The organism is Methylobacterium sp. PvP105 (assembly GCF_017876975.1).
Lineage (GTDB): Bacteria > Pseudomonadota > Alphaproteobacteria > Rhizobiales > Beijerinckiaceae > Methylobacterium > Methylobacterium radiotolerans.
In genome coordinates this window covers 3,882,533-3,903,985 of sequence record NZ_JAGIPA010000001.1, presented here as the reverse complement: position 1 = coordinate 3,903,985, position 21,453 = coordinate 3,882,533, and the positions used below count along the sequence as shown (strand labels likewise).

The following is a 21,453-nucleotide window of genomic DNA, read 5'->3' as shown; positions in this document are numbered from 1 at the left end:
TCTTCGGCGTTGATGTGAGGATGCTGCCATGACGAACGCTTCGCGCGCTCAGGTCGATTTGGACGCCCTCGCGCGCGATCTGCGTCAGGATAAGGGCCAGACGCCGCAGGCGTCCGGCAAGGCCGACCCGCTGGCGGAACTCGCCCGCATCGTCGGCCAGGACGATCCGTTCCGCGCGCTGCTCGCCGCCCGCGACGAGATGCGCGCCGTGGCGCCCGCCGCGCCGCAGCAGGCGGGCTGGAATGCCCGGGTCGAGCCGAGCTTCGCCCCGGAGGCCGCCAAGGCGACGCCGGCCGACGCGTTCGACCAGTATCTCGCCTCCGTGGAACAGGACACGCACCGCGAGGGCTCCGGCTACGCCGCGGAGAGCGGCCCGACCGCCACCGGCGACGACGAGACCTACGCGGACAGCCGCGCGCTCCGTCGCGCCAATCCGCGGCGGCGCCTCGTCTCCGTGGGCGCCGGCGTGGCCGTGGTGGCGATCGCCGTCACCGGGGCGCTCACCTACAAGGGCCTGAGCAACTCGGGCCACGGCGGCGTGCCGGTGGTCCAGGCCGATTCCACACCCCTCAAAGTCGCCCCGAAGGTGGCCGACGGCGTCGAGATCCCGGATCAGAACCGGCAGATCTACGACCCGAAGGGCAAGAAGGACGGCCAAATCAAGATCGTGAACCGCGAGGAGCAGCCCCTCGACGTGGCCGAGGCCGCGCGGGCGGCCCAGGGCCCGTCGCAGCCGACCGGCGCCCAGGGCGGCACGACGCCGGGCAACGGCCCGTTCGAGGCGTTCGGTGAACCGCGCCGCGTGCGCACCGTCGCGGTCAAGCCCGAGGCGCCGCCCGCGCCGCCGCCGCGGGAGCAGCAGGCCGCCGATGCCGGGCCGGCCCCGATCCCCACCATGGTCCTGCCGAGCGACGAGCCGGCGGCCCCGCCGCCCGCGAAGTCCAAGCCCGTCCGCCAGACCGCCGCCGCCATGCCGGCGGCCACCGCGACGCCCGTCGACGCGCAGCCGGAAGCCGCGGTCGAGCAGCCGGCGCCCAAGCCGGTGGCCTTGAAGCCGCCGCCGAAGGCCGCCCAGCGCATCGCCGCCGTCGCCCCGCCCGGCGCGGCCGCGCCCGACACCACCGCCAGCACCACGACCGACGACGACGCCGTGAAGTCCGGCCCGGTGAGTGGCTTCTCGGTGCAGCTCGGGGTACGCAGCTCCGCCGCCGAGGCGAAGGCCGCGTTCCGACAGATGCAGGCCAAGTACTCGCAGCTCGCCGGCAAGCCCGAGCTGATCCGGCAGGCTGAGGTCAACGGCAAGACGATCTACCGCGTCCGCGTCGGACCGCTGGAGAAGGCCCAGGCCGCGAGCCTGTGCAGCGCCCTGCAGGGCGAGGGCGGCCAGTGCTTCGTGGCCAAGAACTGAACCCCTGACGTCGCGCCGCGGACGGGACATTGCGCCCGTCCGCGGTGATCCGCGCCGCACGATCGACCGAGTCCGCACGGCAACACGGGCGGTGCGATCGCCCCGGCCGGCGCCCCCGGGCCGCGGTTTGGTCTTGCCCACTCCCCGTTCCCGCCCGACTCTGTCGCCATCGATACGAACCGCCCGGCGGTCTCCGCCGTCCACGCGCCGTCGTCGCGCCGCCACCGAGCAGTGTCCGAGCCGTTCCTGATGACCTCCCGCGCCCTGATCCTCGGCTGCTCCGGTAAGTCGCTCTTGGCGGAGGAGAGGGCCTTCTTCCGGGACGTGAAGCCCTGGGGCTTCATCCTGTTCAAGCGCAACATCGGCACGCCCGACGAGGTCCGCGCCCTCACCGGCGCGCTTCGGGACTGCGTCGGCTCCGAGCAGGCGCCGGTCCTGATCGACCAGGAAGGCGGCCGGGTCCAGCGCATGGGGCCGCCCCACTGGCCGGCCTACCCCGCCGGCGGCCGCTACGGCCGCCTGAACGGCAGCGCCGCCACGGTCGCCCGCCTCGGGGCGCGCCTCATGGCGCACGACCTCGCCGAAGTCGGGATCAACGTCGACTGTGCCCCCGTCCTCGACGTGCCGGCGCCGGGCTCGCACGACATCATCGGTGACCGCGCCTACGGGACGAGCCCGGAGCGGGTGGCCGAGATCGGGCGCGCCGTGGCCGAGGGCCTGATGGCCGGCGGCGTCCTGCCGGTGATGAAGCACATTCCCGGGCACGGGCGCGCCACCTGCGACAGCCACCACGGCCTCCCGGTGGTCGACGCGACCCGCGCGGATCTCGCGGGTCAGGATTTCCGGACCTTCCGGGCGCTCGCCGACCTGCCGATGGCGATGAGCGCGCACGTCGTCTTCACCGCCATCGATCCCGACCGGCCGGCCACCCAGTCGGCGACCGTCATCCGCGACATCATCCGCGGCGCCATCGGCTTCGACGGCCTGCTGATGACCGACGACCTGTCCATGCACGCGCTGACCGGCACGTTCCGCGACCGGACGGAGCGCGCCTTCGCGGCGGGGATCGATGTCGGGCTCCACTGCAACGGCGGGATGGACGAGATGCGGGCCGTGGCCGAGGCGGCGCCCGAACTCACCGGCGCGGCCGCCCGCCGCGCCGCCGCCGCGCTGGCGCGGCTCGACCCCGCTGGCGACGGGCTGGACGTCGCGGAGGCCCGGGACCGCTTCGCCGCGGCCCTCGCGGCCGCCTGACCTGAGACACCTTGCGGCCTTCCACCGCGGCCTTCCACCGGCCGTGGCATCGCCTCTGCTTGTGTTCGGGCGGCGCGATCCCTAGGTTCGCCCCGAAATCCTCAACCGGACGTGGCGTCACGCTCCCGCTTCTTCGGGGCGCCCGCAGGAGGTTGCCATGGGCAGCATGAGTATCTGGCACTGGGTCATCGTCGCGGTCATCGTGATGCTGCTGTTCGGACGCGGCAAGGTGTCCGACCTGATGGGCGACGTCGCGAAGGGCATCAAAGCCTTCAAGAAGGGCATGGCCGAGGACGAGACGCCGCCGGCGGTCCAGGCCGCGCCGCCCCCGGCCGAGCCGGTCCGCACCATCCCGCACGCTACCGAGACGAGCCCCGGAACCGCGATCCCGGCGAGCCATCTCCCCGGCGGCGAGCGCAAGCCGGTCTGACGGCGAGCTGGACTGTAGGACTGTCAGAGCGCGCGCGCTCGTGTAGAGCCTGACGGGGTCCGGCCGCCGTGCCGGATCTCGGGGCAGCAGGACCGTCGACGACATGCTGGACATGAGCTGGGGCGAGGTGATGCTGATCGGCGGCGTCGCCCTCATCGTCATCGGGCCGAAGGATCTGCCGAAGGCGCTGCGCACCGTCGGGCAGATCACGTCGAAGCTGCGCCGCATGGCCGGCGAGTTTCAGATGCAGTTCAACGAGGCGATCCGCGAGGCGGAACTCGACGACGTCCGCCGCGAGGTCGACGGGATCCGCAACACCGTCCGCACGGCGGGCTCGACCTTCAATCCGGTGCAGACGATCCGCGACGAGCTGAAGGGCGCCGTCGAGGGCCGGGCCAAGATGGGTCCGGAGAAGATGGGTCCGGAGAAGCCCGGCCCCGAGACTCCTTCCGTCGAGACCCGGTCCCTGGCCGATGCCACGGCGCAGCTGAAGGCCGAGCAGGAAGCCGCGGCGCCTCACGCCGCCGGGACGCATCCGGACACGTCCGCCGCTGGGGCGACCCGGCAACCGGCGACCGAAGCCGCGGAGGCGCCCCTGCCCGTACCCGGATCGGTGGACGATCCGTTCGGGCCTCCGCCCGACCCGCCCGCCGCGCACCCCGCCTCCGAAGAGTCCAAGAACGGCACGACGGCCCGATGATCAGCGAGGCGGACGAGGCCGAGATCGAGGCGTCGCGGGCGCCCCTGCTCGAGCACCTGATCGAATTGCGCGCGCGGCTGATCAAGTCACTGATCGCGTTCGTGCTGATGTTCTTCGCGTGCTTCTTCTTCTCGCGCGATATCTACAACGTGCTGGTCTACCCCTACGTGTCGATCGTGGGCGCGCAGAACGCCGAGCTGATCGCCACGCACTTCCTCGAGCAGGTGTTCACCAACATCAAGCTCAGCGTCTTCGGCGCGGCCTTCCTGGCTTTTCCCGTGATCGCCACGCAGATCTACGCCTTCGTGGCGCCGGGCCTCTACCGCAACGAGCGCAAGGCGTTCCTCCCCTACCTGGTCGCCACGCCGATCTTCTTCGTCCTCGGCGCGCTGGTGGTGTTCTTCCTGGCGATGCCCCTGCTGATCAAGTTCTCGGTGTCGCTCCAGCAGGTTGGCGTGGCCGGCGAGCCGACGATCAAGCTGCTCCCGAAGGTCGACGAGTACCTGTCGCTGATCATGACGCTGATCTTCGCGTTCGGCATCGCGTTCCAGCTGCCGGTCATCCTGACGCTGCTCGGGCAGATCGGGATCATCGACGCTGCCTTCCTGCGCGAGAAGCGCCGCTACGCGATCGTGCTGGTCTTCGTCGCCGCCGCGATCCTGACGCCGCCGGACGTGATCTCGCAGCTCTCCCTCGCGATCCCGATGCTGCTCCTCTACGAGGCTTCGGTGTTCTCGGTGGCGCGGGTCGAGAAGCTGCGGGCGGCGCGGCGCGCGGCGGAAGGCCTCGAGCCGTGAGGCGGCCGGCGCGCCGGACTCAGTCCGGCGCGCGCAGGCGGTAGCCCACGCCGGTCTCGGTGAGCAGGTAGCGCGGGCGCTCCGGGTCCGGCTCGAGCTTCTGGCGCAGCTGCCGGATGTAAACGCGCAGGTACTGCGGATCCGACGAGGCCGGCGCGTGGCGCATGAGCTGCGCGTGGGTGAGCACCTTGCCGGCATGCTGCACCAGCACGCGCAGGAACTCGTACTCTCGCGGCGACAGCTTGACGTCCCGCTCGCCCACCCGGACGACGCGTCGGACGAGATCGACCGAGAGGTCGTCGACCCGGAAGACAGGCCGCTCGCCCTGCATGGCGAGGCGGTGGCGCAGGGCCGTGCGGATGCGCGCCAGCAGCTCGTTCATGCCGAACGGCTTGGTGACGTAGTCGTCTGCACCGAGATCGAGGGCCTCGACCTTGCCGCGCTCGTCGTCGCGGCTCGACAGGATCACGACCGGCAGGTCGGGCCAGCGCTCGCGGATCGCCGCCAGGAGGGCGTGGCCGGCCATGTCGGGCAGGCCGAGGTCGAGGATCGCGAGATCCACCCCGCCGGCCTCCAGGGCGGCGAGGGCCGCGGCCCCGTCCGCGGCCTCGACGACCGCGTAATCCTGCGTCCCGAGGCCGGTTCGGAGCAGCCGGCGGATCGGCGGCTCGTCGTCGATCACCAGGATGCGGGCGGCACTCACTTGGGCCGCCCCTCGTGGCGGATCCGGGCGGCCGGACGGGTCATTCCGGCCGAAGCAGCACGTGCCGCTTCTTGCCGAAGGAGAGCTTGATCACGCCGTCCGCGGTCACGTCGCCGCGGCCGAGGACTGCCTTCTCGTCCGTGACCGGCACGTCGTTGACCCGCAGCCCGCCGCCCTTGATCTGCCGCCGCGCCTCGCTGGTGGAGGGCACGAGCTTGGCGACCTCCGGCCCGAAGGCCGTCAGCACCCCGAGCCCGGCCTCCAGGGTCGCGGACGGCACGGTCACGCTCGGGAGGTCGGCGGCGAGCGTGCCCTCGACGAAGGTCTTGCGGGCGGTCTCGGCTGCGGCCTCCGCGGCCTCGCGGCCGTGCATCAGCGCGGTGGCCTCGGTGGCGAGCACCGTCTTGGCCGCGTTGATCTCGGAGCCGGCGAGGGCGGCGAGGCGCGCGATCTCCGCCATGGGCAGCAGGGTGAACAGCTTGAGGAAACGGGCGACGTCCGCGTCCTCGGTGTTCCGCCAGAACTGCCAGTAATCGTAGGGCTTCAGCATGTCCGGGTTGAGCCAGACGGCGCCGGCCGCGGTCTTGCCCATCTTGGCACCCGACGACGTAGTCAGGAGCGGGCAGGTCAGGGCGTAGAGCTGCGGCGTGCCCATGCGGCGGCCGAGATCGATGCCGTTGACGATGTTGCCCCACTGGTCCGACCCGCCCATCTGCATGACGCAGCCGTAGCGGCGGTTCAGCTCCACGAAGTCGTAGGACTGGAGGATCATGTAGTTGAACTCGAGGAACGACAGTTCCTGGTCGCGCTCCAGGCGCAGGCGCACGCTGTCCATCGACAGCATGCGGTTCACCGAGAAATGGCGCCCCACATCGCGCAGCATCTCGATGTAGTTGAGCTTCGTCAGCCACTCGGCGTTGTCGACCATCACGGCGTCGTTCGCGCCTTCTCCGAAGCGCAGGAACCGGTCGAAGGTCTTACGGATCTCGGCCTTGTTGGCGTCGATCTGCTCGACGGTCAGGATCTTCCGTGTCTCGTCACGGCCGGACGGGTCGCCGACCCGGGTGGTGCCGCCGCCCATCAGGGCGATCGGCTTGCCTCCGGTGGCCTGCAGCCAGTGCAGCATCATGATCGACAGAAGGTGCCCGACATGGAGCGAGGGCGCCGTGCAGTCGTAGCCGACATAGGTCGTGAGCCGGCCCTCGAGGGCCGCCGCGTCGATGCCGGCGAGGTCCGAGGTCTGGTGAATATAGCCGCGCTCGGTCAGGATCCGCAGGAAGTCGGATTTCGGCGCGAAGCTCTCGGCGGTCATGGATGCGATCTCGGGTCGCGCGCTGGCGCGACAGGCCGAGGCCCCGCATGCTAGCTCGCGCTGGGTTCAGGATACGGCGCGCTCTTAGCAGGGCGTTGGCCGAAAGGCACGGGGCAGGACGGCATGGCGATGATGCGCGCGATCGGACTGATGAGCGGCACCTCGCTGGACGGCGTGGACATCGCGCTGATCGAGACCGACGGCGAGCGGGTCCACGTGGTCAAGGGCCACAACAACTTCCTCGAGCCGCTGGGGCCCACCGGCTACCGCGGCTACGCCGACGACGAGAAGACGCTGCTGCGCGCCGCCACCAAGGACGCCGAGTCCGTGCTCCATCCCGGCGACCGGCCCGGGCGACTGCCGGAAGCCGAGGCCTTCGTCACCCTCGCCCACGCCGAGGCCGTGGAGCGCTTCCTGGAGGAGCACGGCCTGACCGCCTCCGAGATCGACGTGATCGGCTTCCACGGGCAGACCGTGATCCACCGTCCGGACCAGCGAATCTCGATCCAGATCGGCGACGGCCAGGCACTGGCGACCCGGCTCGGCATCCCGGTCGTAGCGGACCTGCGCCGGGCCGATATCGAGGCGGGCGGGCAGGGGGCGCCGCTGGTCCCGGTGTTCCACAAGGCGCTGGCCGAGGCGTCGGGCTTCGACGGGCCCTTCGGCATCCTCAACATCGGCGGCGTGGCCAACGCGACGCTGATCGACTCGAAGGGCGGCGTCATCGCCTTCGACACCGGACCCGGCAACGCGCTGATCGACGAGTGGATGCAGGAGCGCGAGGGCAAGAACCTCGACGACGGCGGCCGCACCGCCGCCCGCGGACGGCCCGACGAGCAGCTGCTGGCCTGGCTCCTCACCCACCCGTTCTTCTTCCGCAAGCCGCCGAAGTCGCTGGACCGGAACTGGTTCTCCCACAAGCTCGCCGGCCAGCTCTCCACCGAGGACGGCGCCGCGACGCTGACGGCCTTCACGGCACGGGCCGTGGCCCGCGCCCTCGACCATGCCCCCGAGGTCCCGACCCGCTGGATCGTGGCCGGCGGCGGCGCCCGCAACGGCGAGCTGGTGCGCCTCCTGAACTACCACCTGCGCGCCGAGATCACGACCGCGGACGCGATCGGCTGGTCCTCCGCCTACCTCGAGGCGCAGGCCTTCGCGTACCTGGCGGTGCGCTCGCTCCGCGGCCTGCCGATCACCTTCCCGTCGACCACCGGGGTGCGCGAGGCCATCACCGGCGGGGTGCTGGCGCGGCCGTGAGCCTCGGCTACGCGCTGCGGCGGATCGTCGAGGAGTACCCGCTCGCCCGGCTCGATCCGCCGGCCGGCCACCCGTTGGCCACCGTCATCCGCAAGGGCGCGCCGGACGAGCTGCGCGCGGCGCTGGCGCCGATCGACGGGCCGTTCCTCGTGAAGGGCAGCCCGGGGCGCGGGAGCAAGTGGGCGGCGGTCCCCTGGATCGCCGTGTTCGATCCCGCCGTCACCACCAGCGCGACGCGGGGCTACTACCTCGTCTACCTGTTCCCCGCGCATCGCGAGGCGGTACACCTCTCGCTGGCGCAGGGAACGGTGGCGGCGATCCGGAGCCACGGCCCGGCGGCGGCCGGCACCCATCTCCGCACCAGCGGCGCGGCGCTGCGGGCGCGGCTCTCGGACTTCGCCGGCGCGCTGCCGAACGCGACGATCACACTCGGCAGTGCGGGCGAATTGCCGGAGGGCTACGAGGCCGCCCACATCCTCGGCCTGACCTACGACCTGGCCGATCTCGGCGACGAGCGCCGGCTGCGCCGGGATCTCGCCGCGGCGGTCGCGGCGTACCGGGCGCTGAAGGCGCGGGGCGGGCTCGATCTGCCCGGTCCGCCGAGGGCACCATGAGGCCTCAGGCCGCTCCGGCCCGTCGCCGAGCGCGGCAGCCTCAGCGCGTCTGCCCGGCCGCCCTGCACGGACCGCGTTTGTGCCCCCGGCGCTCCCGCGCTAAGGCAGCCGCGCCATGTCGCACAACACCTTCGGCCACCTGTTCCGCGTCACGACCTTCGGCGAGAGCCACGGAGTCGCGCTCGGCTGCGTCGTCGACGGCTGCCCCCCGGGCCTGCCCCTGGAGGCCGAGGAGATCCAGGCCGAGCTGGATCGCCGGAAGCCCGGCCAGTCGCGCTTCACGACCCAGCGCCGCGAACCCGATCAGGTGAAGATCCTGTCCGGCGTGTTCGCGGACGACCGCACCGGCGGCCGCCAGCTCACCACCGGCACGCCGATCGCGCTGATGATCGAGAACACGGATCAGCGCTCGAAGGACTACTCGGAGATCCGCGACAGCTACCGTCCCGGCCACGCCGACTACACCTACGACGTGAAGTACGGCATCCGTGACTATCGCGGCGGCGGCCGGTCCTCGGCGCGGGAGACCGCCGCGCGGGTCGCGGCCGGCGCCGTGGCGCGCAAGGTCATTCCGGGCGTGACCATCCGGGCGGCCCTGGTGCAGATGGGCCCGCACGCCATCGACCGATCCCGCTGGGACTGGGACGCGGTCGGCAACAACCCGTTCTTCTGCCCCGATGCCGAGACGGCTTCCTTCTACGAGACCTATCTCGACGGGCTCCGGAAGGACGGCTCGTCGGTCGGCGCCGTCATTGAGGTCGTGGCCGAGGGCGTGCCGCCCGGCCTCGGCGCGCCGGTCTACGGCAAGCTGGACGCGGACCTCGCCGCCGCGATGATGTCGATCAACGCCGTGAAGGGCGTGGAGATCGGCGACGGCTTCGCCGCGGCAACCCTGCGCGGCGAGGACAACGCGGATGAGATGCGCGCCGGGAACGGCGGCCGGCCGCGCTTCCTGGCGAACCACGCGGGCGGCATCCTGGGCGGCATCTCCAACGGCGAGCCGGTCGTGGTGCGCTTCGCCGTCAAGCCGACCTCCTCGATCCTGACGCCGCGCCGCTCGGTCACGCGCGACGGCGCCGAGGTGGATCTCGTCACCAAGGGCCGGCACGATCCCTGTGTCGGCATCCGCGCCGTGCCGGTCGCGGAGGCCATGATGGCCTGCGTGCTGGCCGATCACTATCTGCGCCATCGCGGACAGGTCGGATCCCAGCCCTGATCCGGGTCCGTCCCAACGATTCGAGAATGCCCGTGCCCCACTGCTCCGTCACAGAGGCCATCGCGGCCTTCGCCCGCGGCGAGATCGTGGTCGTCACCGACGACGACGACCGCGAGAACGAGGGCGACCTCGTCGTCGCAGCCTCGCTCTGCACGCCGGAGAAGATGGCGTTCATCATCCGCAACACCTGCGGCATCGTCTGCGCGCCGCTCACGCAGAGCGAGGCGCGGCGGCTCCACCTCGCGCCCATGGTGGCGTCGAACGACGCCCCCCTGGGCACGGCCTTCACCGTCACGGTCGACGTCAAGCACGGCCTGACGACGGGGATCTCGGCGGAGCAGCGCTGCAACACGGTGCGGGCGCTCGCCAACGGCAACATGGGCGCGGGCGACTTCGTGCGGCCAGGCCACGTCTTCCCGCTCATCGCCCGCGACGGCGGCGTGCTCATGCGCTCGGGCCACACGGAGGCGGCGGTCGACCTGTGCCGCCTCGCCGAGCTGCCGCCCGTCGGCGTGATCTGCGAACTCGCCAACGACGACGGTACGGTGATGAAGGGGCCGCAGATCGAGGCCTTCGCCGAGAAACACGGCCTCAAGCAGGTCTCGGTGGCCGACCTCATCGCCTACCGACAGGCGCGCGACCGGCTGGTGGAGCGGGTCGGCCACTTCACGGTCCGCTCGAACCACGGCGACGTGAACGCCTACGTGTTCTCGACGCCCTTCGAGTCGATCCAGCAATTCGCCTTCGTGATGGGCGAGATCGGCGACGGTCGGGACGTGCTGGTGCGCCTGCACCGCTCCAACGTCGCCGCCGACGTGATCGGCGGCGGCAAGCAGATCGACGCCGTGCTGAAGCGCTTCGCGGCCGCCGGCCGCGGCGTGCTGGTCTATCTCCGGGACGGAACCGCTGGCGTGCCGGTCAAGAACGTCACCGAGGAGGGGACGGAGGCGCTGCGGGCGCGGCAATGGCGCGAGATCGGGCTCGGCGCCCAGATTCTGCGCGATCTGGGTGTTGTCTCCATCCGCAACCTCGCGACCTCGTCGCGCTCCTATGTCGGCCTCTCGGGCTTCGGCATCGAGCTCCTGGGCGACGAGCCTCTCGAAGGCTGAGGCAGGACCGGGACGCCCGGTCAAGCGCGGCGCAGGACGGTCCAGACCGCGGCGCCGGCCATGATGGCGGCGGCACCGCGGTTCAGCCGCGCGCGGAAAGCCGGCCGTCGCAGCGACTCGCGCGCCCGCGCCGCGAGCGCCGCGTAGGGCGTCGTCACGGCGAGCAGGATCGCGGCTGTGACGATGACGAGGGTCGCGAAATCCGCCGCCGTCACGCCGCGCAGGTCGACGAGCGTGGGCAGGATCGCGAGGTAGAAGACGATCGTCTTCGGGTTGCCCAGGGTGACGGTCAGCCCGGCGACGAAGCTGGCCAGCGGCCGGTCGCGGGCCGCTGCCTCGACCCGGGCCCCCGCTCCGGCCGCGCGCCAGAGGCGGCACGCTAAGTAGGCCAGGTAGAGCGCCGCACCGTAGCGAACGACGACGAAGACCGCGCCGAACGCCTCGGCGACGAGCGACAGGCCGAAGATGGCGGCGGCCAGGTACGTCAGGTCGCCCAGGATCAGGCCGGCAGCGAAAGCCATTGCGGCGCCGAAGCCCGCGCCCAGGGCCCGGGCGACCAGGGCGACGATTCCGGGCCCGGGGATCGCGGCCGCGACGCCGAGGGCGAGCGCGTAGGTCAGGAATCCCGCCGGCGTCATCGCCCCGAACCCGCGCGAGCGCCGGGGGCGCGCCGATGCACCGGCGGCATCGTTCGGTTCCGTGGCGGCATGGCTGCGATCTCCCCCGAGCCGCCGATTATGGCTTGCCGGCGGACGGCCGCAACGGCCGCGTCAGCGCCCCATCAGGGCGTCGACATGGGCCGCCACCGACTTGCCGAGCCCTTCGAGGCTGTAGCCGCCCTCGAGGATCGAGACGATCCGGCCGCCCGCGCAGCGCTCCGCGAGGTCCATCAGGCGGCGGGTCGCCCAGCCGAAATCCTCGGCCTCGAGGCGCAGGTTGGCCAGAGGATCCAGCTTGTGCGCGTCGAAGCCGGCGGAGATCACGATGACGTCGGGCCGGAAGGCTTCCAGACGCGACAGGATTCCGGTCTCGAAGGCCTCCCGGAAGACCTCGCCGTCGTCGTTCGGCCGCAGCGGCACGTTGACGATCGTGTCCTTCTCGCCGCGCTCGGAGGGCGACCCGGTCCCGGGATAGAGCGGCATCTGGTGAGTCGAGCAGTAGAGCACCGAGGCGTCGTTCCAGAAGATGTCCTGACTGCCGTTGCCGTGGTGGACGTCCCAATCCACCAGGGCCACCCGCTCGGCGCCGTGCTTCTGCCGGGCGTGGCGGGCCGCGATGGCGGCGTGGTTGAACAGGCAGAAGCCCATCGCGCGGGTCCGCTCGGCGTGGTGGCCGGGCGGGCGCATGGCCACGAAGGCGTTGCGGCACTCGCCGCCGACGACCGCGTCGACCGCGTGCATCCCTCCGCCCACCGCGCGGAGCGTCGCCTCCAGGCTGCCCGCCGACAGGATCGTGTCGGAATCGATGCCGACCATGCCGTGCTCGGGCACCGCCGCCACCAGGGCGTCCACGTAAGCGCGCGGATGCGCGAGGGTGACGGCCTCGATCTCGCCGCGGGGCGCCGTGGCCCGCACGAGACCGGCGAAGCGCTCGTCCTCCAGGGCCCGCTCCACGGCGCGCATCCGGGCCGGCCGCTCCGGATGCCCCTCGGGAACCTCGTGATCGAAGCTGGCGGGATGGCTCACGTAGAGGGTGGTCACGAGGGTCGCTCCCGGATGCTCGCCTGTCGCGCACCGGCAACAGGAGCCGGCAATGTGCCACGGGCCCAACGCGCGGACTACGGCGGGGTGCCGTTGCCCCCTTATGGTTGCGCGATTCGTCAACGGGACGGATCCGGATCGCCGATCCTCCGTCCGCGGCCGCGACGATCCTCGAGGCGGGACATGCGCATCATCTCGGTACTCGGCTGCGCCCTGCTCCTGGCAGGCTGCACCTTCAAGGGCGTGCCCGATCCCGCCCTCTCGGCCCGCGACGCCGAGTACATGGCCCTCGTCCCAGAGGCCGAGTTCGATCCGCACTTCGCGCGCTACGAGATCGCCGACCCGACCCGGGAGGCGCCCGGCACGATCGTGGTCGAGACCAAGGAGCGCCAGCTCTACCTCGTCCTGCCGAACGGCCGGGCGATGCGCTACGGCGTCTCGGTGGGCGACGAGGCCTATGGCTGGACCGGCACCGCCCGGATCGACCGCAAGGCGGAATGGCCGGCCTGGAATCCGCCGGCCGAGATGATCAAGCGCTGGCCGCACGTCCACGCCATGCAGGGCGGCCCGATGAATCCGCTCGGCGCCCGGGCCCTGTACCTGTCGGATCGCGGCCGCGACACGCTCTATCGGATCCACGGCACCAACGAGCCGGAGAAGATCGGTCAGGCGGTCTCCTCCGGCTGCATCCGGATGCGCAACATCGACGTGGTCGACCTCTACAACCGGGTCCCCGTCGGGGCCACGGTCATCGTCCGGTAACGCAACCGGTCAACGTCCCAATAAGCCTGCTTGCTCGGGGGGTGTTTACCTGAACTTCCGTTCAGATCTCGCCATTAACCTCTGGAAGGGGGGCGGTCCCGTAAGTTGAAGACACACAGGGACTAGAGCCGACCGCAACAAAGGTCGGGGAGGCAGGCGATCATGACCACCATTTCCGTTCAACAGTTCTGCAACCATGCTGTCTCGGCCGGCACGATCAGCGACGAGGACCTGCTCGTCCTGAAGCGCGAAGTTCTCCCGGACGGCCTGATGAGCCGCGAGGACGCCGACCTGCTGATCGCCCTCGAGCGGGCGGTGATCGGCTCCGACGCCTTCGCCGACTTCCTGGTCGCCTCGGTCGTCGACTTCGCGGTGTGGGGCTCGCGCCCGACCGGCTACATCGACCGCGACGTCGCCGCGTGGCTCGCCGCCTCCCTCAGCGGCCGCGACGGCCCGAGCGCCGTGGGTGCCCGGATCGCCATGGAAGTGGTCCGCGAGGCCGAGAGCAGCGCCGAATCGCTGGTCGCCTTCGCCCTGGAGGCCAACCGTCGCGTCCGCGACACGGCCCAGGCCCCCCGCATGACCTTCGCCCTGGCCGCCTGAGCCTCAGACCAAGGCGCAGCTTCCGTCCGCGGCGCAACTGATCTATCGGGACAGTCAAGCCGGTGCGCAATCCGGCGATCTCGAAAGCAGTGCGCCAGCGATGTTCGACAAGATCCTGATTGCCAACCGGGGCGAGATCGCCTGCCGGGTGATCAAGACGGCCCGGAGGATGGGCATCAAGACCGTAGCGGTCTACTCGGATGCCGATCGCGACGCCGTGCACGTCGCCATGGCCGACGAGGCCGTGCATATCGGGCCCGCTGCCGCGTCCGAATCGTACCTCGTAATCGAGAAGATCGTCGAGGCCTGCAAGAAGACCGGCGCCCAGGCCGTGCATCCCGGCTACGGCTTCCTCTCCGAGCGCGAAGCCTTCCCGAAGGCGCTCGAGGCCGCCGGCATCGTGTTCATCGGCCCGAACCCGGGGGCCATCGCCGCCATGGGCGACAAGATCGAGTCGAAGAAGGCGGCAGCCGCCGCCGAGGTCTCGACCGTTCCGGGATTCCTCGGCGTGATCGAATCACCCGAGCACGCCAGGAAGATCGCCGACGAGATCGGCTACCCGGTGATGATCAAGGCGTCCGCTGGCGGCGGCGGCAAGGGCATGCGCATCGCCTACTCGGGCGAGGAAGTGGCGGAGGGCTTCGCCCGCGCGAAGTCGGAGGCGGCCTCCTCCTTCGGCGACGACCGGGTCTTCATCGAGAAGTTCATCACCGACCCGCGCCACATCGAGATCCAGCTGATCGGCGACAAGCACGGCAACGTTGTCTACCTCGGCGAGCGCGAGTGCTCGATCCAGCGCCGTAACCAGAAGGTGATCGAGGAGGCGCCGTCGCCGCTCCTCGACAAGAAGACCCGCCGCAAGATGGGCGAGCAGGCGGTCGCGCTCGCCAAGGCGGTGAACTACGATTCGGCCGGGACGGTCGAGTTCGTCGCCGGGCAGGACAAGTCGTTCTACTTCCTGGAGATGAACACCCGTCTGCAGGTCGAGCACCCGGTCACCGAGATGATCACCGGCCTCGACCTCGTCGAGCTGATGATCCGGGTCGCGGCCGGCGAGAAGCTTCCGATCACTCAGGACGACGTGAAGCTGAACGGCTGGGCGGTGGAGAGCCGCGTCTACGCCGAGGACCCGACCCGCAACTTCCTGCCCTCGATCGGCCGGCTGACCACCTACCGTCCGCCGGAGGAGGGCCAGCAGGGCACGGCGATCGTGCGCAACGATACCGGCGTGGAGGAGGGCGGCGAGATCGCCATCCACTACGACCCGATGATCGCCAAGCTGGTCACCTGGGCGCCGACCCGGGCGGAGGCGGTGGCTGCCCAGGCCGAGGCCCTCGACGCCTTCGCGATCGACGGCATCCGCCACAACATCCCGTTCCTCTCGGCGCTGATGGCCCATCCGCGCTGGCAGGAGGGCCGGCTGTCCACAGGCTTCATCGCCGAGGAATTCCCCGAGGGCTTCACGGCGCCGGAGCCGGCCGGCCCGGTGGCGGTCCGCATGATGGCCGCCGCGGCGGCGATCGACCACAAGCTCAACCAGCGCAAGCGCGGCATCTCCGGGCAGATGCGCGCGCCCGGCCTCTTCGCCTTCGAGCGTGAGCGCGTCGTGATCCTGGCGGGCCAAGCCTTCCCGGTGACGGTCGAGCCGGAGGGCGAGGACATCCTCGTCACCCGCGACGACGGCGCGGCGCTCGCGGTGGCGAGTGCGTGGCGCCCGGGCGAGCCGGTCTGGATCGGCACGATCGGCTCGGAGCGGGTGGCGATCCAGGTGCGCAGCCTCCTCAACGGCGTGTTCCTGCAGCATGCCGGCGCGGCCGCCGAGGCCCGGGTCTACACCCGGCGCGAAGCGGAACTCGCCGCCCTGATGCCGGTGAAGGAGCAGGCGGGCTCGGGCAAGCAGGTGCTCTGCCCGATGCCCGGTCTCGTGAAGCAGATCCTCGTCACCGAGGGCCAGGAGGTGAAGAACGGCGAGCCGATCGCGGTCGTCGAGGCGATGAAGATGGAGAACGTGCTCCGCGCCGAGCGCGACGCCACGGTGGGGAAGATCCACGCCAAGGAGGGCGACAGCCTCGCCGTCGACGCGGTGATCCTGGAATTCGCCTGATCGCGGCGCGCGTCGCGCTCGCGGCCCTGACTGCGTTCGCGACGCGCAGACGAGATTGTCGGCGCCGGCGCCGCGCACCATCGCCGTCGCGTCCGCGGTGATCGGCTTCGTCACGCCGATCACCGCCCTAGGCTTCGGGATCGCGGATGCGCCTGCCCGGCGGCCGGCGACCGCCTTCTTCGCGGCGATCTGGCCTTGCGCGGCGATGCCCCGGCCTCGGGCCGGGAGGCGCGTGCTTCGAAGCATCAGACCCTGTATTCGGGCGAGATCGTCGTGACATGCGTGAGTCGCGCCGTCACGCTGGCGCTCGCCGCTGCGGCCATGCGCGCCAACGGGTGGTCCGCGCAGCGCGACGCGCGCGGGTCTGTGCAATAAGTCTGAAGCTCGGCCAACGAATCGCGGCTGCATGCCCCTCTATTTCGCCTACGGCGCCAACATGGATGCCGCCGCGATGGCGCTGCGCTGCCCGGTTTCGCGGCTGATCGGCGGCGGACATCTGCCGCGCCACCGCTTCATCATCATGCGCGAGGGCTACGCCTCCGTGGTGCCCGATCCCCGACGCACCGTCTGGGGCGTCCTGTGGGAGCTGGCTGTCGACGACGTCCCGGCGCTCGACCGCTACGAGGGCGTCGCCGGCGGCCTCTACACCAAGGCGGCGCTCCCGGTCCGCACGGGAGAGGGCGTCAAGCGCGCCCTGATCTATCGCGGGTGCTCGACCGCGCCCGGCCGCCCGCGGCCCGGATACCTGGAGGCGGTCGTCGCGGCGGGGCGCGCGGCGCAGCTGCCCCCGGCCTATCTGCGGGAGCTCGGCACCTGGGCCCGCGGCCTGCCGGCCTGAGCGCCGCGCAGTTGGTACGCGACATGCTTGCCCACGATCGAGCTGGGGGGCGAACGGCAGCACCGCGCCCGGCCAGCCATCCGTGATTGCGCGGCGCGCCCGTCGGTCAACGACGATCGGCGTGCGCCCGCGAGGGAGAGTTGTGCATGTCGTATCTGGCGCCCGCCGATTTCGTGAAGAAGGCCGTCGATGCCGGTGAGGCAAAGGTCTTCATGGCCACCAAGGACACGTTCATCCGGGCCTACATGGCCGGCGCGATCCTGGCGCTCGCCGCTGCCTTCGCGGTGACCATCAATCAGACGACCGGCCAGCCGCTGGTGGCGGCCCTGCTGTTCCCGGTCGGCTTCTCGATGCTGTACCTGCTCGGCTACGACCTGTTCACCGGCGTCTGCGTGCTCACCCCGCTCGCCCTCATCGACAAGCGCCCCGGCGTCACCGTGGCCGGCGTCGCCCGCAACTGGGTGCTGGTCTTCTTCGGCAACTTCGCGGGCGCCCTGACCACGGCGGTGATGATGTCGATCGTCTTCACCTTCGGCTTCGCCACCGAGCCGAACGCCGTCGGCAAGCTCATCGCCGGCATCGGCGAGGCCAGGACCCTCGGCTACGAGAAGTACGGCGCCTCCGGCATGCTGACGCTCTTCGTCCGCGCCATGCTGTGCAACTGGATGGTCTCGACCGGCGTCATCGGCGCCATGCTGTCGACCTCGGTGCCCGGCAAGGTCATCGCCATGTGGATGCCGATCACGGTGTTCTTCTTCATGACCTTCGAGCACTCGGTGGTGAACATGTTCCTGTTCCCGTCGGCGATCCTCATGGGCGGCCACCTGACGGTCATGGACTACCTGCTCTGGAACGAGATCCCGACGCTGATCGGTAACATCGTGGGCGGCATCGCCTTCACCGGCCTGATGCTCTACTCCACCCATGTCCGCACCGGCGCGACGCGGAGCCAGACCCTGGCTGCCGGCGTCCGTCGCCCGATCGCGGCCGAGTAAGGCCCCTCCGGCCCGCGCCGCCCGGCGCGGGCCCCGTCAGACGAGACCGCGCCCGCATGAGTGAGACCCGGACGATCTCCGTCATCGTCACCGGTCGCGTCCAGGGCGTGTCCTACCGGGCCTGGACGCAGTCCGAGGCCCGCGCCCGCGGCCTCGCTGGCACGGTGCGCAACCGCGACGACGGCTCGGTCGAGGCGGTCTTCAGCGGCGCGCCGGAGGCCGTGGCGGAGATGGAGGCCCTGTGCCGGTCGGGTCCGCCGGGCGCGCGCGTGGCCGACGTGACCGCGCGGGACGGCGGCGACGTGCCGACCGGCGGCGCGTTCCGGATCCTGCGCGACTGACAACGGCGCCGCGGGTTCAGCGCGCGCCCGCGGACTGGTATGGCGGACCGCCCCTTCACGCATCCGCCATCCGGAGACCATGACCGACCTGTCCGCCGGCAGCGCCGCCTTCTCGCACCTCGATCTCGCGGCGCTGCTCTACTTCATCCTCGCCTGGATCGCCTACGGCCTGTCCGTCGGCCGATTGCGCGGCAGGATGGTCTCCCTCAGCCAGATCATGAACGGCCACCGGGCCAACTGGGCGCGCCAGGTCATCGGCCGCGACAACCGGGTGGTCGACACGCAGATCAACGCCTCGCTGCAGAACGGCACGGCGTTCTTCGCCTCGACCTCGCTCATCGCCCTGGGCTCGGTCCTGACCCTGTCGCGCTCCGGGGACGATGTCCTGAACCTGTTCGCCACGCTGCCGTTCGGGACGGCGGCCAACCGCCTGACCTGGGAGCTGAAGGTCGCCGGCCTCGCACTGATCTTCGTCTACGCCTTCTTCAAATTCGCCTGGGCCTACAGGCTGTTCAATTACACGGCGATCCTGCTCGGCGCCGTGCCGCACAAGGGATCCGGCACGAGCGAGATCGAGATGCTGCGGGCGGTGCGGCGGCTCGCGGCCATGAACGTCAGCGCCGGGCGTCACTTCGCCCGCGGGCAGCGGGCGTTCTTCTTCGCGCTCGCCTATCTCGGCTGGTTCATCAGCCCCTACGTGCTGTTCGTCTCGACGACCGCCGTCGTGATCATCATGTGGCGCCGCCAATTCGCCTCGGAGATCCGCAAGGCGCTCCTGGAAGCCGGGGAGGGACCTCACGAGGGGCCGCTCGAGGCTCCGCTCCTGTCGCCCGCCGAGGAGGCCCGCACATGACCGACCCACGACCCGACGACGCCGCGATCGAGACGACGATGCTGCGCCTCGTGGCCGAGCGCGGCGCCGACAAGACGGTCTGTCCCTCGGAAGTCGCCCGCGCCCTCGGCGGCCCGCACCCGGACGGCTGGGGTCCGCTGATGCAGCCCGTGCGACGGGTCGCGGTGCGACTGGCCCACGCGGGGCAGATCGCGATCCTGCGGAAGGGGAGACCCGTCGACCCGGACGATTTCCGCGGGATCTACCGATTGTCGCTGCCGGTTTCCGGCGCGGCCTCGGAAGCCCCCTCGGCATCCGGGCCCGGCAGCCAGTCCGGCGTGTAGCCGGACAGGCGATAGGCGACGAGGCCGATCCACTCCTTGACGGCCAAATCGAACTGGAGCAGCCCGTCCGACGCGAAGCCGTGGAAGTGCGCGACGTCGCTCCAGCCGCGGGTCCGGTAATCTACCGGGAAGGCGTCCACCGCGAAGCCGGCTTGGCGGAAGCAGCCGACCGCCCGAGGCATGTGCCAGGCCGAGGTCACGAGCAGCCAGCGCTCGCCGGGCTTCGGCTTCACCAGGGCCGCCGAGAAGGCGGCGTTCTCGTGGGTGTTGCGCGAGCGGTTCTCCAGGATCAGGCGCGTCCGCGGCACGCCGATCACGTCCGCCTGCCGGCTCACGATGTCGGCTTCGGCCATGCCGCCCGCGATGAAGCCGCTGCCACCGGAGAAGACCAGCCGCGCCGCCGGGTAGCGCCGGGCGAGGTCGCCGAGATAGATCGGCCGCTCGCCGGCATCGTTGACGACGATCTGGCGACGCGCCTCTGACAGACCCGCCTCGATGCCGCCACCCAGCACGATGATCCCGGTCGGGGCCGGGCCGTCGTCCGGATAGGCCGGGAAGCGCTGCTCGAGCGGGATCAGGGCCACGTCCGAGAGGGGCGCCAGTCCGGCGGCGCCGAGCAGGAAACTGCCCAGCAGCGCGAGGCCGAGACCGCTCCTCCGCCAGCGCGTCACCGCCGCGACGGCGATCCCGAGCAGGATCGCGAAGATGCAGAAATTCGACGGGGTGATCAGGAAGAAGATCACCTTCGAGGCGGGGAAGAACACGGGGCTCAGGCCGGCCTCGTCTCGGCCTCGAACCGGGCGAGGGCCGCGGCGTCCGGCGGGAGGAGGCTCGCGAGGTCCGCGCCGCGCTCGACCTCGCGCTGGATCCAGAGGTCGAGGCGCTGCTGCTCCACGGCCTCCAGGGCGACGCGCTCGGCGAGCGCCGCCGGCACCGCGACGAGGCCGGTCGTATCGCCGACCAGGATATCGCCGGGATGGATGGCGGCACCGCCGCAGGCGACGCGCTCCTGCGTGCCGACCAGGGCCAGGGCCCCGGTGGCCGCGACCGTCCGGCACCAGGCGGGGAGGCCGACCTCCTCCGGCAGGGCCGCGTCGGTGATCAGACCGGCGGCGCCGCGCTGGGCAAGGCGCGCCGCCAGGATCGCCCCGAAGGGAAGGACGAGGCCGGAGGATCCCGCATCGATGACCACGACGGCCCCCTCGGGGACGGCGTCGACGGCGGCGGCGAGATCACCCGCGGCGTCGTCGCGGGCCGGGATCATCCGCATCGTGTAGGCGGCTCCGACCACGGTCGCGCTCCCCCGCGCCGAGAGACCGTGCGGGGTGCAGGCCTTCACCCCGGCCCGCGCCAGGGCGCGGGCGAGGCTCGCCGGGGTCACGGCGGAGAGCGCGTCGCGCAGGGTCGGGTCGATCGCCATCGGGGGCTCCGTGAAAGGCCGGTCCGGATCCGGGCGGCGCGGTCGAGGAAGGTGGATCGCGCGGGCGCGCCGGCAAGGCTCGGGGCGCCGCGGCGACCGTCAGGCGATGGGCTCGCCGAGCGCCCGGGCGGCACCGGGGCGGGCCGCGACCCGCTCGTACCAGCGACGCAGCGCCGGGCGCTCGATCCGCTCGGTCGGAAGGTTCAGCCAGCGATGCGCCGCGCAGCCGAGAGCGATGTCGGCGATGCTGAAGCTGTCGCCGACCACGTAGGTCCGGCCCTCGAGATGATGGTCGAGGATCTCGGCCATGGCCTCGCTCTTCTCGACCGAGGCGGCGATCAGGCCGCGGTCCGGATCGGCCGCGCGGTAGAGCTGCCAGAACGCGTCGCGCATGGCCGGCGTGAAGCTCGTGGCCTGCCAGTCGAGCCACTGCTCGACTTGGGCGCGCGCCCGCGGATCCGCCGGCAGGGCCAGGGCCGGGCCGGTCGCCGCGAGGTAGCGGAGGATCGCGTTGGACTCCCAGAGGACGAAACCGTCCTCTTCCAGGGTCGGAACGAGGCCGTTCGGGTTCATCGTACGGTAGCCGGGGTCGTTGACGACCCCGTGGGCGCCGCCGGCCTCGACCCGGTCGTACGGCAAGCCCGTCTCGTCGAGTCCCCACACCGCCTTCTGCACGTTCACCGAGGTGAGGCGGCCCCAAAGCCTGCGCATAAT

24 protein-coding genes are annotated in these 21,453 nt (G+C 71.4%); 17 read left to right on the top strand and 7 right to left on the bottom strand.

What is annotated here, in order from left to right:
* Positions 1-28 precede the first annotated feature (28 nt).
* The 5 genes from J3A75_RS19310 to tatC all read left to right on the top strand — a co-directional run bounded on the left by J3A75_RS19310 (position 29) and on the right by tatC (position 4,589).
* Positions 29-1,408 carry an SPOR domain-containing protein gene (locus tag J3A75_RS19310; RefSeq protein ID WP_070999685.1) on the top strand — a complete coding sequence of 460 codons (1,380 nt, stop codon included), beginning with the start codon at positions 29-31 and terminating at the stop codon, positions 1,406-1,408.
* 249 nt (positions 1,409-1,657) lie between these two features.
* On the top strand, positions 1,658-2,662 hold the full coding sequence (gene nagZ / locus J3A75_RS19305; RefSeq protein ID WP_043073955.1) for a beta-N-acetylhexosaminidase: 1,005 nt from the start codon (positions 1,658-1,660) through the stop codon (positions 2,660-2,662).
* A gap of 157 nt (positions 2,663-2,819) precedes the next feature.
* Positions 2,820-3,092 carry a twin-arginine translocase TatA/TatE family subunit gene (locus tag J3A75_RS19300; RefSeq protein ID WP_012319717.1) on the top strand — a complete coding sequence of 91 codons (273 nt, stop codon included), beginning with the start codon at positions 2,820-2,822 and terminating at the stop codon, positions 3,090-3,092.
* A gap of 103 nt (positions 3,093-3,195) precedes the next feature.
* The gene (tatB, locus tag J3A75_RS19295; RefSeq protein ID WP_029357415.1) at positions 3,196-3,792 is read left to right on the top strand and encodes a Sec-independent protein translocase protein TatB; all 597 of its coding nucleotides are present in this window, start codon (positions 3,196-3,198) and stop codon (positions 3,790-3,792) included.
* A complete protein-coding gene (gene tatC, locus J3A75_RS19290) occupies positions 3,789-4,589 on the top strand; it encodes a twin-arginine translocase subunit TatC (RefSeq protein WP_012319715.1) in 801 nt (266 codons plus the stop codon). Before tatB ends, tatC begins: the two co-directional genes overlap by 4 nt.
* 19 nt (positions 4,590-4,608) lie before the next feature.
* On the opposite strand, the gene J3A75_RS19285 is transcribed toward tatC, so the two are convergent.
* Together J3A75_RS19285 and tyrS are read right to left on the bottom strand one after the other, a co-directional pair.
* A complete protein-coding gene (locus J3A75_RS19285) occupies positions 4,609-5,292 on the bottom strand; it encodes a response regulator (protein WP_012319714.1) in 684 nt (227 codons plus the stop codon).
* Positions 5,293-5,332: 40 nt separating this feature from the next.
* Entirely contained in the window at positions 5,333-6,604 is a 1,272-nt protein-coding gene (gene tyrS / locus J3A75_RS19280; protein ID WP_070999683.1) for a tyrosine--tRNA ligase, read from the bottom strand.
* Between the two features lie 123 nt (positions 6,605-6,727).
* Here tyrS and J3A75_RS19275 point away from each other — a divergent pair, with 123 nt between their 5' ends.
* From J3A75_RS19275 to ribB, 4 genes are all read left to right on the top strand, one after another.
* Positions 6,728-7,861, top strand: coding sequence for an anhydro-N-acetylmuramic acid kinase (locus J3A75_RS19275; RefSeq protein ID WP_024829728.1), 1,134 nt, complete (start codon positions 6,728-6,730; stop codon positions 7,859-7,861).
* Entirely contained in the window at positions 7,858-8,475 is a 618-nt protein-coding gene (locus J3A75_RS19270) for a DUF3578 domain-containing protein (protein ID WP_043073903.1), read from the top strand. Before J3A75_RS19275 ends, J3A75_RS19270 begins: the two co-directional genes overlap by 4 nt.
* Before the next feature lie 115 nt (positions 8,476-8,590).
* Complete coding sequence (aroC, locus tag J3A75_RS19265) at positions 8,591-9,691, top strand: chorismate synthase (protein WP_029357410.1); 1,101 nt, start codon at positions 8,591-8,593, stop codon at positions 9,689-9,691.
* A 32-nt stretch (positions 9,692-9,723) separates the two neighbouring features.
* Positions 9,724-10,800, top strand: a complete 1,077-nt coding sequence (gene ribB / locus J3A75_RS19260; protein ID WP_012319708.1) for a 3,4-dihydroxy-2-butanone-4-phosphate synthase — start codon at positions 9,724-9,726, stop codon at positions 10,798-10,800.
* A 20-nt stretch (positions 10,801-10,820) separates the two neighbouring features.
* Here ribB and J3A75_RS19255 read toward each other — a convergent pair whose 3' ends face one another.
* Both J3A75_RS19255 and J3A75_RS19250 read right to left on the bottom strand, forming a co-directional pair.
* Positions 10,821-11,438 carry a LysE family translocator gene (locus J3A75_RS19255; RefSeq protein ID WP_024829731.1) on the bottom strand — a complete coding sequence of 206 codons (618 nt, stop codon included), beginning with the start codon at positions 11,436-11,438 and terminating at the stop codon, positions 10,821-10,823.
* A 132-nt stretch (positions 11,439-11,570) separates the two neighbouring features.
* Positions 11,571-12,500 carry a histone deacetylase family protein gene (locus J3A75_RS19250; protein ID WP_012319706.1) on the bottom strand — a complete coding sequence of 310 codons (930 nt, stop codon included), beginning with the start codon at positions 12,498-12,500 and terminating at the stop codon, positions 11,571-11,573.
* A gap of 183 nt (positions 12,501-12,683) precedes the next feature.
* Between J3A75_RS19250 and J3A75_RS19245 the strand changes: the two genes are divergently transcribed.
* From J3A75_RS19245 to J3A75_RS19210, 8 genes are all read left to right on the top strand, one after another.
* A complete protein-coding gene (locus J3A75_RS19245) occupies positions 12,684-13,262 on the top strand; it encodes a L,D-transpeptidase (RefSeq protein ID WP_024829733.1) in 579 nt (192 codons plus the stop codon).
* Positions 13,263-13,424: 162 nt separating this feature from the next.
* Positions 13,425-13,865: a hypothetical protein gene (locus J3A75_RS19240; RefSeq protein ID WP_012319704.1), complete on the top strand. Its 441-nt coding sequence runs from the start codon at positions 13,425-13,427 to the stop codon at positions 13,863-13,865.
* Between the two features lie 100 nt (positions 13,866-13,965).
* The gene (locus J3A75_RS19235) at positions 13,966-15,969 is read left to right on the top strand and encodes an acetyl/propionyl/methylcrotonyl-CoA carboxylase subunit alpha (RefSeq protein ID WP_059408885.1); all 2,004 of its coding nucleotides are present in this window, start codon (positions 13,966-13,968) and stop codon (positions 15,967-15,969) included.
* Positions 15,970-16,375: 406 nt separating this feature from the next.
* A complete protein-coding gene (locus J3A75_RS19230; protein ID WP_012319701.1) occupies positions 16,376-16,807 on the top strand; it encodes a gamma-glutamylcyclotransferase family protein in 432 nt (143 codons plus the stop codon).
* Between the two features lie 146 nt (positions 16,808-16,953).
* Positions 16,954-17,802, top strand: coding sequence for a formate/nitrite transporter family protein (locus J3A75_RS19225; RefSeq protein WP_012319700.1), 849 nt, complete (start codon positions 16,954-16,956; stop codon positions 17,800-17,802).
* A 56-nt stretch (positions 17,803-17,858) separates the two neighbouring features.
* The gene (locus J3A75_RS19220) at positions 17,859-18,143 is read left to right on the top strand and encodes an acylphosphatase (RefSeq protein ID WP_012319699.1); all 285 of its coding nucleotides are present in this window, start codon (positions 17,859-17,861) and stop codon (positions 18,141-18,143) included.
* Between the two features lie 79 nt (positions 18,144-18,222).
* A complete protein-coding gene (locus J3A75_RS19215) occupies positions 18,223-18,996 on the top strand; it encodes a DUF599 domain-containing protein (protein ID WP_012319698.1) in 774 nt (257 codons plus the stop codon).
* Positions 18,993-19,319 carry a DUF3253 domain-containing protein gene (locus J3A75_RS19210; RefSeq protein ID WP_012319697.1) on the top strand — a complete coding sequence of 109 codons (327 nt, stop codon included), beginning with the start codon at positions 18,993-18,995 and terminating at the stop codon, positions 19,317-19,319. The genes J3A75_RS19215 and J3A75_RS19210 overlap by 4 nt, the downstream gene beginning before the upstream one ends.
* On the opposite strand, the gene J3A75_RS19205 is transcribed toward J3A75_RS19210, so the two are convergent.
* The 3 genes from J3A75_RS19205 to J3A75_RS19195 form a co-directional block, all read right to left on the bottom strand.
* Positions 19,238-20,083 (bottom strand): YdcF family protein, encoded by an 846-nt coding sequence (locus tag J3A75_RS19205; protein ID WP_012319696.1) that lies wholly within the window; start codon positions 20,081-20,083, stop codon positions 19,238-19,240. The two genes, J3A75_RS19210 and J3A75_RS19205, sit on opposite strands and share 82 nt — an antisense overlap.
* Before the next feature lie 5 nt (positions 20,084-20,088).
* The gene (locus J3A75_RS19200) at positions 20,089-20,739 is read right to left on the bottom strand and encodes a dimethylmenaquinone methyltransferase (protein WP_053622133.1); all 651 of its coding nucleotides are present in this window, start codon (positions 20,737-20,739) and stop codon (positions 20,089-20,091) included.
* A gap of 99 nt (positions 20,740-20,838) precedes the next feature.
* Complete coding sequence (locus J3A75_RS19195; RefSeq protein ID WP_070999679.1) at positions 20,839-21,450, bottom strand: glutathione S-transferase family protein; 612 nt, start codon at positions 21,448-21,450, stop codon at positions 20,839-20,841.
* Positions 21,451-21,453 lie beyond the last annotated feature (3 nt).

What these genes read in the sequence shown, in the direction of transcription:
- J3A75_RS19255 (WP_024829731.1), bottom strand. Translation starts at nt 11,438, where the DNA reads ATGACGCCGGCGGGATTCCTGACCTACGCGCTCGCCCTCGGCGTCGCG.
- J3A75_RS19200 (WP_053622133.1), bottom strand. Translation starts at nt 20,739, where the DNA reads ATGGCGATCGACCCGACCCTGCGCGACGCGCTCTCCGCCGTGACCCCG.
- J3A75_RS19220 (WP_012319699.1), top strand. Translation starts at nt 17,859, where the DNA reads ATGAGTGAGACCCGGACGATCTCCGTCATCGTCACCGGTCGCGTCCAG.
- J3A75_RS19230 (WP_012319701.1), top strand. Translation starts at nt 16,376, where the DNA reads ATGCCCCTCTATTTCGCCTACGGCGCCAACATGGATGCCGCCGCGATG.
- J3A75_RS19235 (WP_059408885.1), top strand. Translation starts at nt 13,966, where the DNA reads ATGTTCGACAAGATCCTGATTGCCAACCGGGGCGAGATCGCCTGCCGG.
- J3A75_RS19225 (WP_012319700.1), top strand. Translation starts at nt 16,954, where the DNA reads ATGTCGTATCTGGCGCCCGCCGATTTCGTGAAGAAGGCCGTCGATGCC.
- tyrS (WP_070999683.1), bottom strand. Translation starts at nt 6,604, where the DNA reads ATGACCGCCGAGAGCTTCGCGCCGAAATCCGACTTCCTGCGGATCCTG.
- J3A75_RS19240 (WP_012319704.1), top strand. Translation starts at nt 13,425, where the DNA reads ATGACCACCATTTCCGTTCAACAGTTCTGCAACCATGCTGTCTCGGCC.
- J3A75_RS19245 (WP_024829733.1), top strand. Translation starts at nt 12,684, where the DNA reads ATGCGCATCATCTCGGTACTCGGCTGCGCCCTGCTCCTGGCAGGCTGC.
- J3A75_RS19215 (WP_012319698.1), top strand. Translation starts at nt 18,223, where the DNA reads ATGACCGACCTGTCCGCCGGCAGCGCCGCCTTCTCGCACCTCGATCTC.
- tatB (WP_029357415.1), top strand. Translation starts at nt 3,196, where the DNA reads ATGCTGGACATGAGCTGGGGCGAGGTGATGCTGATCGGCGGCGTCGCC.
- J3A75_RS19310 (WP_070999685.1), top strand. Translation starts at nt 29, where the DNA reads ATGACGAACGCTTCGCGCGCTCAGGTCGATTTGGACGCCCTCGCGCGC.
- nagZ (WP_043073955.1), top strand. Translation starts at nt 1,658, where the DNA reads ATGACCTCCCGCGCCCTGATCCTCGGCTGCTCCGGTAAGTCGCTCTTG.
- J3A75_RS19195 (WP_070999679.1), bottom strand. Translation starts at nt 21,450, where the DNA reads ATGCGCAGGCTTTGGGGCCGCCTCACCTCGGTGAACGTGCAGAAGGCG.
- aroC (WP_029357410.1), top strand. Translation starts at nt 8,591, where the DNA reads ATGTCGCACAACACCTTCGGCCACCTGTTCCGCGTCACGACCTTCGGC.
- tatC (WP_012319715.1), top strand. Translation starts at nt 3,789, where the DNA reads ATGATCAGCGAGGCGGACGAGGCCGAGATCGAGGCGTCGCGGGCGCCC.
- J3A75_RS19210 (WP_012319697.1), top strand. Translation starts at nt 18,993, where the DNA reads ATGACCGACCCACGACCCGACGACGCCGCGATCGAGACGACGATGCTG.
- J3A75_RS19300 (WP_012319717.1), top strand. Translation starts at nt 2,820, where the DNA reads ATGGGCAGCATGAGTATCTGGCACTGGGTCATCGTCGCGGTCATCGTG.
- J3A75_RS19275 (WP_024829728.1), top strand. Translation starts at nt 6,728, where the DNA reads ATGGCGATGATGCGCGCGATCGGACTGATGAGCGGCACCTCGCTGGAC.